Annotated in this window: 15 protein-coding genes; 14 read left to right on the top strand and 1 reads right to left on the bottom strand. The window is 38.4% G+C overall.

The features are described 5' to 3' along the window. The first annotated feature begins 52 nt into the window (after positions 1-52). From HMPREF0373_RS07465 to HMPREF0373_RS07480, 4 genes are all read left to right on the top strand, one after another. Positions 53-322 (top strand): hypothetical protein, encoded by a 270-nt coding sequence (locus tag HMPREF0373_RS07465; RefSeq protein WP_167618654.1) that lies wholly within the window; start codon positions 53-55, stop codon positions 320-322. Next, the gene (locus HMPREF0373_RS07470) at positions 303-530 is read left to right on the top strand and encodes a helix-turn-helix domain-containing protein (RefSeq protein ID WP_021739072.1); all 228 of its coding nucleotides are present in this window, start codon (positions 303-305) and stop codon (positions 528-530) included. The genes HMPREF0373_RS07465 and HMPREF0373_RS07470 overlap by 20 nt, the downstream gene beginning before the upstream one ends. A 192-nt stretch (positions 531-722) precedes the next feature. Continuing rightward, positions 723-956 (top strand): hypothetical protein, encoded by a 234-nt coding sequence (locus HMPREF0373_RS07475; RefSeq protein WP_021739073.1) that lies wholly within the window; start codon positions 723-725, stop codon positions 954-956. Between the two features lie 75 nt (positions 957-1,031). Then, a complete protein-coding gene (locus tag HMPREF0373_RS07480; RefSeq protein ID WP_021739074.1) occupies positions 1,032-1,562 on the top strand; it encodes a hypothetical protein in 531 nt (176 codons plus the stop codon). Between the two features lie 268 nt (positions 1,563-1,830). Here HMPREF0373_RS07480 and HMPREF0373_RS07485 read toward each other — a convergent pair whose 3' ends face one another. Continuing rightward, positions 1,831-2,277, bottom strand: a complete 447-nt coding sequence (locus HMPREF0373_RS07485; protein ID WP_021739075.1) for a hypothetical protein — start codon at positions 2,275-2,277, stop codon at positions 1,831-1,833. 371 nt (positions 2,278-2,648) lie between these two features. Here HMPREF0373_RS07485 and HMPREF0373_RS07490 point away from each other — a divergent pair, with 371 nt between their 5' ends. The 10 genes from HMPREF0373_RS07490 (at position 2,649) to HMPREF0373_RS07535 (ending at position 14,679) form a co-directional block, all read left to right on the top strand. Further along, entirely contained in the window at positions 2,649-3,050 is a 402-nt protein-coding gene (locus HMPREF0373_RS07490) for a hypothetical protein (protein WP_021739076.1), read from the top strand. Positions 3,051-3,101: 51 nt separating this feature from the next. Then, a complete protein-coding gene (locus HMPREF0373_RS16030; protein WP_049946821.1) occupies positions 3,102-5,039 on the top strand; it encodes a hypothetical protein in 1,938 nt (645 codons plus the stop codon). Between the two features lie 11 nt (positions 5,040-5,050). Continuing rightward, positions 5,051-7,183, top strand: a complete 2,133-nt coding sequence (locus HMPREF0373_RS07500) for a transglycosylase SLT domain-containing protein (protein ID WP_021739078.1) — start codon at positions 5,051-5,053, stop codon at positions 7,181-7,183. A gap of 7 nt (positions 7,184-7,190) precedes the next feature. Then, on the top strand, positions 7,191-7,937 hold the full coding sequence (locus HMPREF0373_RS07505; RefSeq protein WP_044963395.1) for a hypothetical protein: 747 nt from the start codon (positions 7,191-7,193) through the stop codon (positions 7,935-7,937). A 10-nt stretch (positions 7,938-7,947) separates the two neighbouring features. Next, complete coding sequence (locus HMPREF0373_RS17155; RefSeq protein WP_021739080.1) at positions 7,948-8,436, top strand: hypothetical protein; 489 nt, start codon at positions 7,948-7,950, stop codon at positions 8,434-8,436. Then, positions 8,411-11,077, top strand: a complete 2,667-nt coding sequence (locus HMPREF0373_RS07515) for a TraG/VirB4 family ATPase (protein ID WP_021739081.1) — start codon at positions 8,411-8,413, stop codon at positions 11,075-11,077. The genes HMPREF0373_RS17155 and HMPREF0373_RS07515 overlap by 26 nt, the downstream gene beginning before the upstream one ends. Positions 11,078-11,185: 108 nt before the next feature. Then, a complete protein-coding gene (locus HMPREF0373_RS07520; RefSeq protein WP_081695236.1) occupies positions 11,186-11,734 on the top strand; it encodes a DUF5697 family protein in 549 nt (182 codons plus the stop codon). Between the two features lie 34 nt (positions 11,735-11,768). Continuing rightward, a complete protein-coding gene (locus HMPREF0373_RS07525) occupies positions 11,769-12,437 on the top strand; it encodes a DUF6100 family protein (protein WP_021739083.1) in 669 nt (222 codons plus the stop codon). Between the two features lie 121 nt (positions 12,438-12,558). Then, positions 12,559-13,656 (top strand): hypothetical protein, encoded by a 1,098-nt coding sequence (locus HMPREF0373_RS07530; RefSeq protein ID WP_021739084.1) that lies wholly within the window; start codon positions 12,559-12,561, stop codon positions 13,654-13,656. Positions 13,657-13,701: 45 nt separating this feature from the next. Beyond that, a complete protein-coding gene (locus HMPREF0373_RS07535) occupies positions 13,702-14,679 on the top strand; it encodes a DUF6017 domain-containing protein (RefSeq protein WP_021739085.1) in 978 nt (325 codons plus the stop codon). Positions 14,680-14,704 lie beyond the last annotated feature (25 nt).

Consider the following 14,704-nt stretch of genomic DNA (forward strand, 5'->3'; position numbering starts at 1 on the left):
TCTATAAAAACTACTACTATATAATACGAGGGGAATAGAATGGAATGAAATGATGGAAGCACACGATATTTTTTGGGGAAAGATTGATACGGAAAAATTGTTTGCTCAGGTGACAGACAATAAACTTTTACATATACTGAAAAGTTTTTCGGCATTGCATATAAAGGTTCTCTGTCTGCGAATATTGTACGAAAAGACATTTGATGAAATAGGAATGGCTATAGGAATATCTGGAAAAAAGGCTGAAAATACCTATTACAACGTAATTAAAAAAATTCGCAGGGAATTAGGAGAAGGAAAAGATGCAGGAAAGAGAATTTGAAGAATTATTATGGAAAGCACGAAATAAGGATAAAAAAGCAGTATTTGAAATTATAGAAATGTACCGTCCTTTGTTGTTAAAATACGCAAAAAGTAATGGGAAATTTGATGAGGATTTATACCAGGAATTGGTATGTGCAGTTTTAAAAAGTATTATAAAATTTCCTATGAAAACAGAAGAACACAATAATTTGTATATTAAGTATTGATATACACAAGATATTGTGCTATGATGATTGTGTAGTTATTTATGATATCAGTATAGACTGACATCACAAAGGTATAGTCCTATTTTAAATAGGAGAAAAATTTAGGATAGGGATATATCCACAAGAAAAAGAATGGCATTGATTGTTATTGGACAGTCAGTGCCTTTTTTATGTTGAAAAGGAGGAACAAGGATGGTAAAAAGCAAGAAAATCAAAAAAATGATATGGACGCATGGCTGGGTGGTATTTCCAGTTATTACAGGTAGACCACTACACTATTACTGGAAAGGTAACAAATTCCAAACAGAAGTAGTTAAAAAAATTATTGCTTTGGATGTAAATCATATTGTAGTAGAAGGAGAAGAAAAGACCTATTATATACAGTTTTTTGCAGATGAAGCAGAAAGTTTAAAAGCAGCAGCGTAGAAAAAGGGCAGGATCAAGAAGGGTATTAAAATTCTTGTTCCTGCTTTTTCAAAAGAATAAGAAGAGGTGAATAGAATGAGTTGGATATGTTTTCATATAGAAAATGAAAGATTATTAAAAGCTGCAGTTTCAGAAGAAATAAGAGTAGAGTGTGATAAACTTTTCAGACAAAGGGGATACGAAGAAAGAGGAAGATGGATACCGGAGAAAGAAGTAATTTTGTCTTATATTGTAGAAGAGGTATATTATGCTGCAGTCAGGACAACGGACCGATTTGGTAAAAGTTTTGTATACGCAGCAGTTTTGCCACTTTGCATTCAGAAAGGAATGTATTACAATCTGTTATGCAATGAGCAATATGAAGGGGAACTACCGCAGGAATGTCAGTGCCCAATGGAAATTTTATTACTGCTAAGTTCTACGGATTCTGTTCTCGCTCAAAAATGGAGAAATAACTGTTGGAATTATCATAAGAAAGAACATTATCAGGAATATAAAGCGAATGTAAGGAAACAATCATCAGGATATAGAAAAAAAGAAAATTATAAAAGGGATTTTAGGAGAAAGATAACAACGCAGTCATGGTATAAAGCGGCAAATGTATAAGTACCTTATAGAAATAGAAGACTAATCAATTTATTAAAAAAGGGGTACACAGAGTCGGAGCAATGAGGAAATGCTCTCGAATTTCTGGTACTCCTTTTTTTGTGTGTTACATTTTGAACTGGAAATGTAATTACCATAATTATACTATTTCATAGTTCAAAATTAGAGTTCACAAATACACTGGATTTTATATTTATTAAATAGTTGATACAATCTAAATGAACCACTCTTTTTCTATGTAAAATTATTGAGATCCTATAAAATTTGTTTATTGTAAGCCAGGTTCATTGCCAGGTTCATCACCACTTATATCTGCACTTGGACACCAGACAAGTGTATATTTATCATCATGACCGGTTGTGTTGCAATTTGTGCATCTCCAATAGGTTGTTGTTTTTACCTGGCAATATCCAGGGTGTGTTTTTCCGTGGATGCGTGTAGTGTCTGGTGTTCCATTGTTGACGATATTGGTGTGATGGCCAGATGAACATCCTCCTGCTTTTAAGTCAGATGAGCTTGGCTGATATTCAAATGTTACTAATCCAGCCTGTGTAATTGTGCCGTCTGGATTTTTCTCATTAATAATTTTTTGATTTGTAATCACTTCGTTGCATTCATTCTCTTTGGCAGTGTCGGTGTCACTAGCATAAACTGAAAAAGGAATTACACCTAAAGCTGTGACTGTTAATAATAATGTGAGTATTTTTTTCTTCATTATGATACCTCCTAAATAGTTTATTTTAGATTTCAGTATTAAAATATCATAGGTTTGTAAAAACTAGATTCTTTATTCTATTAAAATATTGTTAAATGGATTTTTTGGAATAGATTTTTCAAAAATGTCATTACGATACTTACTGTGTATATGTTTTTATAAGTGATACAAAAATAAGACTGGTTTCCTATAACATTGCGACCTCTCTGAAATTGACATCGGATTCTTAAAGTTTTACAATGATAACGTAAAGTTTTGTGCATGTGAGTATCTACATGGAGGGCCGCAAAACTGAATAATCAGGGAAAAAAGCAATCAGAAATGGTTGCTTTTTTTGTTGCCCTGAAATAAAGAGGAAGGGAGGATGATGTTTGTTTCATAAAAAATTACAAGTGCATATCGTAGAGAAATTGAGGAAACCACAGTTTAAAATGAAGACTGCCTGGATTCCTCAATTTATGTTTATGGGATTTTTCATGATTACCATGCTGGCGTGGTTTACACAGCCAGTATATGCTGCGGACATCTTTTCTATGGCAAAAGACGCTATGCAGAAAGTGTATAACGATGTAGTAGGAATTGCTACTGTTGCAGCAGTTGTGTGTTCAGCAGTGTGTTTGTTTTTGATGAATTTTTCAAAAAGCGGAAAAACAGTGGATGAGTCAAGAACGTGGCTGAAACGCATTGTCATTTGTTGGGCAGTGTTAATGGTACTTGGAGCGATTGTAAACTACATGGAAGTTCTCGTTCCACAGCAGAACTTTACTGGTTAAAAAACATAATATACCGGAGCCCTCCCGGGAAAAGGAGGTTGATGAAGTTAGTTGGGCTGGTTATTAGAATTATTGATTGAAGGAATCCGGGAAATTTGTTCACAGTTTTTAGTAGACATGATGGACCTCATTACCGGAATGTTCACAGATTTACTATCCTGCAATTTGAGTTTGTTTGAAGACTTATTTACAGTAGTAAAAGATTTGTATAAAAATGCTATTCTTCCTATGGGGATTGCAATCCTATTGCTGATTTTAATCTGGCAGTTATTCAAAACCATGTTTGGAAGAGGCGGTGTTGCAGCGGAAGATCCGGTGGAGTTGGTCTGCAGGAGCTTTTTATGTTTATTTATGTTGCTCTTTGCCAGACCAGTAGCAAATTATATTTTGGAAGTGGCTGGTACTCCTTATCAGTGGGTAGCAGGAACAGAAATTGAAGTAAAAAGTTTTTCTGATTTTGTATCTTCTCTGGATCAGGCATCGGCAAGTCTTGGAATTGATGGATTGAGCATTTCCATACTATTACTGATTATGCAGTTTGTCGTTGCATGGAATTACTTTAAAATGCTGTTTATCATTGCAGAACGGTATGTTCTGTTGGGTGTTTTTTCCTATACTGCACCTTTGGCATTTTCGACAGGTGGCTCTAAGGCAACGAATAATGTATTAGCATCCTGGAGCAAGATGTTTGGTGGACAAGTTGTTTTAATCATTATGAATGCGTGGTGTATGAAAATGTTTTTAAGCGGGTATGGAAATTTGACCGCAAGCCACTATGGTTTTACAAAGTTTTTTATTGCAACCTTATGTTTGATTGGATTTTCAAAAGTGTGCTTTAAAATGGATTCTTATATGGCTTCACTTGGAATTAATCTTGGAAGAATGTCGAATGGAATGGGCGCTTTTGGGTTAATGATGGCAGCCAGCAGATTATTCTCATTCGGACATAGCAGTCATAGTACAACTGAGAGTATGGAAAATGGAGAACATACAGGAAATAGTGAAGCAATGGGAACTTCTTCCGGAATGGGAGATGGTGCAGGTCCAATACCAATGAGTACTGGAAATCCTATGGATATGGAAGAAATGGGAGAAGATTACGTATCAGGAAATCCGTTGGAAGAGGGGTATGCGGACAATGCAGATGATGGTAAAACAGCAGACACAGTTTCAGATCAGGAAAATATTCTGGACGAAATGGGAATTACTTCACAGCAAGAAGAAATGAAAAATCCAGAAGCTAGTACAGAAAATTATGGACTTGGAGAAGGCGGTGAATTGGTAAAAGGAGAAGAAATTGAACCTACACAGGAACAAGGAAATCTTTCTGACCTGAAGGAAAATTCGGTATCAGAAGTTCCTGCTATGGAAGCAGAAAATACTGGAAGCAGTTATGCAGAAGGTATGTTGGATACAGATAGTATTCCAGTAGAATCTGAAAATGGACAAGAGGTACTGACAGAAGCAGATGGAGCTTTAGATTATCCAAGGGAAGAGGAAACAGCTACATCCGTTGGTATGGATCTGGATGGTGGAACCATTGGTGAAAGTGAAATGGATTTGGAAGGGGTCACAAGCGGCAGTGCTGGAAGGGAATATTCTGCACAGGAAGTTTCAGGCGGAATGGAGACTTCCGGATCTGGTATTTTAAACGAAATTGGAGAAAGTGGTGTTTCGACTTCTAAAGGAGAGTCCGTAATTCCAAAGTTTTCAGAGGAAACAAGGGAACATCCAACAGGTGATTGTCTCTCCAGTCAAAATGAGTTTGGACAAGGGGCAGAAAGAAGAATTTCAGATGTTCCGACAACAGGGGAAATGGAAACTAGCGATGTTTTAGGACGAGAGATGCTGATACAAGGACAGAATTTAAGAGAAAGTGTTCTCCCAAACGAGGCAGAAAGAAGTTTGAAACTAGAAGATGGGATTCCAGAAATTCCAAAATCCAGACGTGAATTGCGACAGGGATATGATGAGCGTAAAGACTGGTAGGGAGGTGTAAAATGGCAGAAGAAAGGCATGATACATCACCTCTTGACAATACAGCCAATGCTGCTATCCAGACAGCAAAAACAGCAAAGCAGGCAAAACAGGTTGCAGATGGCATAAAAAATGCAAAAAATGCAGCAAAAGGTGCTCAGGCAGCTTACTCTACGGCAACAGCGGCAGGAGGCAGTGTGGCTGGAAGTACCATTGGAACAGCAATTGCAGGACCTCTTGGAACGGTTGTTGGATTTTTAGTGACAAATAAGACGTTCCAAAAAGTAGTTGCAGCAATTATGGCGGCAATTTTACTGTTCCTATTCATCATTGTGAATTTCATTGGTATTCTGTTTTCCTATCTTGGATTTATGGATGCTAATTCTTTTGCAAATGAAGCGCAGTCAAAAGAACTTGCAGCAATAAGAAGCAGGATTGAACAGGTGCTGGAAGTAGAAGCATACCAAACAGAGCTGCTATCTATTATTTCTCAGGAACATGATATGAAGCTGCAGGAAATACAGGCAGATTATCAGGCAAATTATAGAGAACATAAACTGACAATCGTAGATGAATATGAGACAAGATTAAAAGATAACCTATCTTATTATGTGGGGATTTTACTGATGCAAAAGTGGGACAGCACCACGCGAAAATCTTTTCTCGGATATTCTGGTGGTCTGGACATGAACTTGGATACAGATTTGAGCAGTCCATATGATGCCTTTTTTGAGGAAGCGGCAAATACCTATAATGTACCGGTAGCACTTTTGATTGCAATGGGGAAAGTAGAGTCAAACTTTGATCCTAATGTAGTATCTGGTGCAGGTGCAATTGGCATTATGCAGTTAATGCCTGGAACTGCTGCTTCACTGGGAGTAACAGATCCGTATGATCCTAGACAGAATATCATGGGGGGAGCCAAATACGTTGCAGAGCTTATGGAAATGTTTCAGGGATATGAAAATGCTTTGGAATTGGTTATTGCTGGATATAATGCAGGTCCGCAGGCAGTCATCAATGCCGGATATCAAATTCCACCGTATACAGAAACCCAGAACCATGTAAAAAAGGTAATGGGATATATTCAAATACTGGAACAGCCCAGTGGAACGGGAAGTTCCTCTGATACCGAATGGAGTCCAGAGGAATTGGAAAAGTCATACCAACTGTTAAAAAATGCGGTGACAGAATATGTGCCGCAATTCTTTTCATGGTCTGTAAGCAATACGGGAGAGCAGTCATCTGTAAAAACAGTCTATTATGTGATAACAGAAGCTGGAAAGACAGAGATTACAAAAGAAACTTATCTGACTTTAAAGGAAAGTGGACAGAATGTGCAGATGGAAGAGCAAGAAGTAGGTGAAAAAACGGTGGAATATACATTGGCTTTACTATTGAGTTCACAGTTATCTCAAAACGGAAACAAGTATGAGTATAAGTATGTACTGGATCAGGGGACATTTGAGTTGGTTTTACGGGTTCTTCAGATTATGCAGGATGGAGTTGATGCGCTAAAGGAAGCAATATTTTCCCTATTTTCATGGACGGATTTTGTGACAGGAGGTGGGGTTGATGATTCATTGATTGGAAATATTGATGTTACCGGAGATAAAATCCGATATGATACGGTTGAAAACTGTGTGAAAGAAGTCACTTATTTTAATCAGACAGAAGAACCGTGGGCAAGCCTTCCTTATGGAACAAGCAATGTTGGTGCTGCCGGGTGCGGACCAACTTCTCTGGCGATTGTAATTTCCACTTTTACTGGCCAGAATGTAACACCGGAAATCACGAAAACTTTTGCAGAGCAAAATGGAGAATATGTACCCAATGTAGGCACCAGTCATTCTTTTGTGAAAAATGCGGCAACTCACTGGGGATTGACTTGTGAACGGGTAGGAAAAGACCGTATGGATTATGTGGTGGAATCCTTAAAAGAAGGAAAACTGGTTGTTGAAATCTGTGAAGCTTATACGATTACCGGAGGAAGTAGTGGACACTTTATTGTATTTACCGGAGTGACCACAGATGGACATATCACGATTGCTGATTGTGCAAGCAGAGAAAGAACTGGAAAACTTTATAGCGTAGAAACCATAAAAAGTTATGGAAGGGATTTGTCGGAAGGAGCTTTTTGGATTATTGGAAAGTAGGAACAAAATGAGTAAAAGAATTGTTTTTGTGCTTATATGTACAATTTTTTGGATGATGTTTTCTGTTCCGGTCATGGCGGTATCTATAGTGGAACTTCCCGTTATCACCAAATGGGAAAATGGAAACGGTTATGATGAAAAAGGAAATCGTCTGGAAGATACATGGGCGTATGATTCTGTCCATGAAGCCGGAAGATATGTCCTGTTTGGGAAGAATGGAGAAGTGTTAAAAAAATCAGAGGATTGGAAAAAGAAAGAGCAAATAAGTGAAAACTTTACAGTGACAAACCAAAATACGGGAATCTTGGCAATACGTGCGGAAGTATATGAGGAATTTTCAGGAACCGTGAAGGGGAGTGTAAAGGAGAAAAGCGGAATAGAATATTTGTTTGAACTGTGTGAAGCCAATCAGTATAGTACAAACTTAGAACTGGCACCTGGAGATTATCACTTATCTGTAGATGCAGTGGAGAAGGAGCGTCTGTATAGAGTACTATATGACGAAGCGAAATTTAGTATGCAAGAAGCAGAAGTAAAAATTGAAAACCTTCAGGTAACAGGGGAATGTATTGGAATGGCAACAGACACAGAAGATATGCGATCATCTGCAAATGCGCCACAGACAGAAAAAATGGAAACCGATGGGGTTTCAGAAGAGCTGTTAAAGACTATAGGAAAACTTATTATTCCTGTAGTGATTATTTCCCTTGGGGGATATCTGTTTGTGCGGAAGAAAAAGCAACCATATACATAGGAGGCAGAAAATGTCAGAACGAGAAAAAGTAGATACATATACCATACCGCCTAATTTTGCGGAATCAGGAAAATGGTTTTCCGGAAGAGTAAGTGCGGGGAATGTAGTTGAAGCGGCAGTGATGTCGCTTATTTTATTAAAAATTTTGCTGCAAGTACCGGTGGATGGCAGAACCAAAATTTATCTGGGAATTATATTTATTCTTCCAGTTGTCATTTTTGCTGTGATAGGTGTGCAGGGAGAACGATTGACAGCCTATTTGTTTCATATTTTATGTTTTTTAAAAAATAGAAGAGTTCTTACAACACCAAGCGGGAGATATCAGTTGGAGAGAAAACGGCGGATAGAAAGAAGAGAGCATAAACGCCGTAAGAAAGGAGGAGATAATCATCAGTCAGGAAATAAAGGAACTGGAAGAACGGTTAAAAGAGGCAAAAAAGGAAGAAAAACGTCAGCAAAAAGAAAAGAAAATTTTGGAGTCGGAACAAAAGAAAGCTGAAAGGCGGCAGTTATTGGAAGAGGAAAGGATACGAAAACAGCAGAAGAAAGAAGAACATCAACTGCAAAAGCAGCTTAATCAAGCAGAGTATCCGAGAAAACCAGTAAGAGAAAATACGCAGTCAGAGATACGGAGAAAGAAAAAATCAGAAGAGTTAGAAGAAAAACAGGATTTTCTTCCAGTTACATGGGCATCCTCTTATCTTCCGATTGAGAAAATAAAAGATGGGATTATTTATACAGCAGATCACCGGTATGTGAAAATTGTAGAAGTCTTGCCGATTAACTTTCTGCTCCGTTCTCCAAGCGAACAGAGAAACGTTGTATTTTCTTTTTTGAGTTATTTAAAGATTGCACCAGTCAAGCTGCAGTTTAAAGTTATTTCCAAAAAGGCCGATATTTCGGAATATTTGGAAAAAATACAGCAGGAGATTGAGGCAGAAGAAGACGAACAGTGCAGGGTTCTTCAAGAAGATTATGCACGTCTCATCCGTTCTATAGGTACCAAAGAAGCGATTACAAGACGATTCTTTCTGATTTTTGAGTTTCAGTCTTATGATGGGAACCGTAAACCAAAAGAAAAAGAAGTGTACCAGTATATGCGGACAACAGTGCAGACTGCAAAAAAATATCTGGCGATATGTGGCAATGTAGTATTAGAACACGAAAACGAGTCCCGCTTTTGTGTAGAATTGTTTTATCAGTTGCTGAATAGAAGGACAAGTGTAACCGTTCCTTTTTCAGAACGGATAAAATTGGTTACCCAGTGGTATCAGGAGGAGAATGGAAAAGAGAGTCTTCACCATATTCCGGTAACCGAATTATTTGCCCCAAAGACATTGAATTTTAAGCACAGGAACTGTGTGGTATTTGATGGGGTATATCATACCTATTTGTATATTCCTTCTGGAAAATACCGGATGCGAGTTCCGGCAGGCTGGATTTCTCTGATTATCAATGCGGGCGAAGGAATTGATGTTGATGTGTTTTTCTTTAAGCAGGATAAAGGAAAAAGTGTGGAGCGTATTGGACGAAGGATACGTCTGAATCGCTCAAGATTAAAAGAAACTTATGACACCAATAGCGATTTTGATGATCTGTCAGAGTCTATACGTGCCGGTTTTTACCTAAAAAAAGGGCTAAGTGGAAATGAAGAACTATATTATATGTCTATGCTGATTACCATTACCGGTTATACAGAAAAGGAAGTGGAGTGGCGTGCGAGGGAAATGGCAAAACTGTTAAATTCACAGGATATCGGAACTGCAAAATGTACATTCTCTGAAGAAAAGGCATTTTTATCGTCCCTTCCACTTTTGAATCTGGACAAAAACTTATACCAGAAATCAAAACGAAATGTTCTGACTTCCGGTGTTGCAGCGTGTTATCCTTTTGTAAGTTATGAAATGTCAGATCGGGACGGGATATTAATGGGAGTGAATAAAGCCAACAATTCCCTTGTAATCGTTGATATTTTTAACAGTGAAATTTACAAAAATGCGAATATTGCGATTCTGGGAACCAGTGGTGCCGGAAAAACATTTTGCCTGCAGCTTATGGCTTTGAGAATGCGAAGGAAAAATATTCAGGTATTTATTATTGCACCGGAAAAAGGACATGAACTAGCAAGGGCATGTAAAAATATAGGTGGGGCATATTTGAAGATTGCCCCAGGTTCCCAATATGGAATCAATATCATGGAGATACGGCCAAGTGATCAAAGTGCAAGGGTAATTTTAGACGGACAGGCTTCAGAGCGTTCAGAACTTGCTATGAAGATTCAGAGCCTGCATATTTTCTTTACTATTTTAATTCCGGATATTACCCATGAAGAGCGTCAGCTCTTGGATGAGGCGTTTATCATTACATATCAGAAGAAAGGGATTACTCATGATAATGCAAGCTTGTGGAATCAGGAACAACCAGGGAAGTATAAAGAAATGCCAATTTTGGGAGATCTTTATCAGGTGCTTTTGGAAAAAGAAGAAACCAGACGTATGGCAAATATTTTAAACCGGCTGGTAAATGGTTCTTCTTCGAACTTTAATCATCAGACAAATATAGATTCTGATAACAAATATATGATACTGGATATTTCAGAAATGCAGAGCGACTTGGGACTTGCTACCTTTACGGCCTTGGATTTTGTATGGTCAAAAGCAAAAGAAGACCGTACAAAAGAAAAGGCTATTTTTATTGATGAATGTTGGGCACTTTTATCAACAAACGAATTGACGGCAAATTATATTCTTGAAATTTTTAAGACGATACGTGGGTATGGAGGCGCTGCGGTATGTGCCAGTCAGGATTTGGAAGACTTTTTCTCTTTAAAAGGCGGAAAGTATGGAAAAGGTGTCTTAAATAACACAAAGACAAAGATTATTCTGAATCTGGAGCATAAGGAGGCAGAAGTCGTAAAAAAGGAATTGGATTTGTCTGAAGCAGAGATGCTTGCTATTACCCGATTTGAGAGAGGAAATGCACTGATTTCCACTAATAATAACAACTTGTTAGTAGAATTTAAGGCAAGCCGGTTAGAAAAAGATTTGATTACAACAGACCGGAAAGACTTAAAGGAACTTAAGGAACGGTTGGAGAAGTACGGGGAAACAGCCTATGAGAAAGGGGGAATGTCCAAATGATTGTAGAGGTATCGTAACCATAAAATGCGTATAGATTACGCAATCAGAAATTCAGGTTGATAGAATACGTAATTTATACGCAATCCTAAAATGGAAAGGAGAAAAATTTTGGAACATGTAACAAATCAAAAACAGGTAGAACGTCAGATACTGGAACTTGTTAAAACTTATAATGTCTTATATAAAAGGCAGATTTATGCTTTTTTTGCAGTAGATGGAAAAGAGAAATTTGTAGGAAAAGCACTGCACACGTTATTGAAAGAACATTTGATTTATATAAACGAAGTCACAAAAACGGTATCCCAACATGAAGATGCCTATCAGTTGCGGGAAAAAGGCACATTAAAAGCATTCTGGGTTCTTCTTTCTTTGATGGAACAGAAAAAAATCGAACGACATTTCTTGGCAGAAAAGGAAGAGTATCCAATTCGTATTGTATTTGTGGGGAATGCGGAAATTTACGATATTCTTTATATATCGGAAGCTGAGATCCAACTGGTAAATCAGTTGTTTTCCAGACAGAAACTGGACGGGTGTGGACATGTTGTTATTGTGGAAAATCCGGAGGAAATCCCACAGATAGAAATCCCAAATGTGATAGGTTTTTGTACGGTGCAGGAAGAAGAAGGAGGGGTGGAATATTATAGGAGGGAATAGCGAAAAAGAAGGAATACAAAGACTAAAAGAACAATTGGACGAGGGACAGAAAACGGCAGGATATGTGGAATCCATGCTTGCAGAAGCACGCAATCTATTACAGGCGTATGCCAGGAAGTGCGTCAATATTCATTTTGAGAACTTGAATGATATGGTGCTGGAAGCCGCAAAGAGCTCTGAAATCCTGACAGAAAAGATGCGCAATCTTGTTCTCCAGATGACACTTGATAAGAGAAAATATGAGCAATACCAATCGGATCTGGTATTGATACATGGGATTGAGATTGCGTATGAAGAGAATATTCTAAGTATTTCCCTTCCAGCACTGATACCGCACCGGAAAACAGAGTATACAAATTACATTTATAAACCGTTGTATACAGCTTTTCAACACTGGTGTATCGAACGGGCAGAACAGAATAAAGAGATACCGGAATACAGAGCATGTACCGTCTGCTTTTCTCATATTTATGATTGTAAACGCCCGATATATAGGGTACGAGATCATGACAATATTGAAGAGAAGCATGTGTTAGATGTGATATCTAATTTCTTCCTGACATCGGATAGTGGATGCTATACAAATGTGTATCACGAAACACGGTTGGAAGATGTGGAACGCACAATGATTTATCTGTTGACACCGGAAAAATTTCCGTTGTGGCTTTACGAAAAACAGCAAAATTTGGTATCGAAAAATTGACAGAGAACACATACTGAAATTTCGATAAGATAATATGACGGGTTTTTCCGTAAATTAAAGCAAAAGGAAGTGGAAAAGGCAGGTGGGAAATACCCAGGTATGAGAAGGATAGGGTACAGAGATGGATAAATGGGAGACATTGGAAAGAAAGGAAAAAAAGGGCGATATACTCCTGAAAATGATTGCGATTTCAGGAGAGATGCCGGCGAATTTGCCGGAGAAAATTGTGGGTTCTAAATCCTATACAGCCAGTCTGATTACCGACTTAAAGAAAAAAGGATATCTTCTTTTACGGTATAGAGAAGGACTGCGTGGATATGTTCTGGGAAAGAAAGGGAAAAATTATCTTTTGCAGGATTATCGTCAAGAGGTTGGAAGTTATCTTATAGGGGCAAGCGAGACAAACCATGTGAAATCAGAACTGGAAAAGCGGTTACGCCTGCACCGCATGAGTCAGATATGGGGGTACTTTTTTATGCATGGGAACCTGATTTTTGCAACAGAGAAGCCTAAGATTTTTACACAGGATTGTTACGGGAAAACATCTTTGGGGACCTATTATGGGAGTCAGGAATTAAAGCAGGGGACGGATCAGGTTAAGGGTTCCAGAGCCTGTGGCCTCTACATGAAAAATGAGGAAGTTTTTGTGGTTTACAACAGTATGGGGAATCTGATGAAATGGTCAAAGAAAATGGAAACAGCTATGCGGTGTTGGGTAGAACGCAATTTGCTGAAGACAGGAATTACATGGCAAGGAAAAGCCATTTTGTTCGGAGACTCCATGAAATTATTGAGAAAGATACTCCTTAGCAGTGGTGGTGTGAAACAGGAGCTGTTCCAGACGGATGATGTGTATGAACAATATTATTTTGTGCCGCAAGACAAGGAGGGGGCTTATCTTCAAATAGAGCTACTTACAGATAAGGAGAGAAGTCATGCCTTTTCCACTTTTTTAGAGACCATACTAGACGAAGTGGAAAGAAACGAGTTCCCGATTTATGCGGGGCTGAAAAAGGGAATTCCTGTTTATTTTGTATATGAACTGGAACTGAGAAAACTTCAAATGGTCAAACAGGATATGGAAAGACGCGGAAGGGGTATGGCGGTATGCTTTGATTATCAACAGGAACTGCTAAAAGATTATTATGGAGAGGGGGTGGAGATAATGGTACTGGATTGTGAAAAGGTAAAGCAGTATCTGTTGGCTATGGAGGTGTAGGCAGGTATGGTTTCTATGGAAGCACTATAGGAGGTGACGGAGACCATGCAGGATCAATTTCGGACTGGAAGTGTGACTGTGGATAGAATGAGCCGCCTACATATTTCAGGAAATATCATACCGGTTACCTGGTATAAAACCATTCGAAAATCAACAGGAAAGCCCAACTTAAATGCAATCATCATTTTGGCGGATATTGTATATTGGTACCGTCCGACAGAAGTGCGTGATGAAATGACAGGAGAACTTGTAGGATTGAAAAAGAAATTCCATGCAGATCTTTTGCAGCGAAGTTATCAGCAGATTGCAGACCAGTTTGGGATTACGAAAAGAGATGCAACAAATGCGGTAGTAGAACTGGAAAAAATGAAAGTGATCAGACGTGTTTTTCGGACACTTCATGTAAATGGGCAGCAAGTGCCAAATGTATTGTTTCTAGATTTGAACGTGGACATATTGGAAGCCCTTACCTATCCGGATCACGAGCAGGGGTGTCACTTAAATGGGGGATACCCCTCCCTGAAAAAGGAGACAGGTATCACGGATACCGGGGGAATGGAGTCTCCATTTTGGGAGAGAGAGGTATCCTATATCGGTGAGACAAATACAGAGAATACAAACAGAAAATTCAGTACAGAGAGTTCCTCTTTGTTTCAAATCGAAAAGGAAGTCAGGGAACAGATTTCTTATGGGGCTTTAAAACATGATAATCCCTATAATATGCAGATAGATGAATTGGTAGGTATCCTGGTAGATGTGAAAACCTGTTCTGCAAAAACGATTCGGGTAAATCGGGAAGACAAGCCAGCTGAGATTGTAAAAGCACAATTTCAAAAAATCGGAATGGAGCATATACAGTTTGTTTTAAACTGTATGGAGAAAAACACAACAAAAGTTACGAATATGCGGGCTATGTTGATCACTGCTCTCTATAATTCTGTAAATACGATTTCCAGTTACTATAGCAGTCTCTATAACTACCACAGATCATACGGTGTATTAGAAAAAGGAGAGGAGGAATAGAACGAAAGAGAAAAAAGAACAGAGA

Origin of the sequence: Eubacterium ramulus ATCC 29099 (genome assembly GCF_000469345.1) — a bacterium.
Lineage (GTDB): Bacteria > Bacillota > Clostridia > Lachnospirales > Lachnospiraceae > Eubacterium_I > Eubacterium_I ramulus.

Coding starts and splice junctions, on each gene's coding strand:
- HMPREF0373_RS07505 (WP_044963395.1), top strand. CDS start 7,191: ATGAGTAAAAGAATTGTTTTTGTGCTTATATGTACAATTTTTTGGATG.
- HMPREF0373_RS07480 (WP_021739074.1), top strand. CDS start 1,032: ATGAGTTGGATATGTTTTCATATAGAAAATGAAAGATTATTAAAAGCT.
- HMPREF0373_RS07465 (WP_167618654.1), top strand. CDS start 53: ATGGAAGCACACGATATTTTTTGGGGAAAGATTGATACGGAAAAATTG.
- HMPREF0373_RS07530 (WP_021739084.1), top strand. CDS start 12,559: ATGGATAAATGGGAGACATTGGAAAGAAAGGAAAAAAAGGGCGATATA.
- HMPREF0373_RS07500 (WP_021739078.1), top strand. CDS start 5,051: ATGGCAGAAGAAAGGCATGATACATCACCTCTTGACAATACAGCCAAT.
- HMPREF0373_RS07535 (WP_021739085.1), top strand. CDS start 13,702: ATGCAGGATCAATTTCGGACTGGAAGTGTGACTGTGGATAGAATGAGC.
- HMPREF0373_RS07475 (WP_021739073.1), top strand. CDS start 723: ATGGTAAAAAGCAAGAAAATCAAAAAAATGATATGGACGCATGGCTGG.
- HMPREF0373_RS07470 (WP_021739072.1), top strand. CDS start 303: ATGCAGGAAAGAGAATTTGAAGAATTATTATGGAAAGCACGAAATAAG.
- HMPREF0373_RS17155 (WP_021739080.1), top strand. CDS start 7,948: ATGTCAGAACGAGAAAAAGTAGATACATATACCATACCGCCTAATTTT.
- HMPREF0373_RS07485 (WP_021739075.1), bottom strand. CDS start 2,277: ATGAAGAAAAAAATACTCACATTATTATTAACAGTCACAGCTTTAGGT.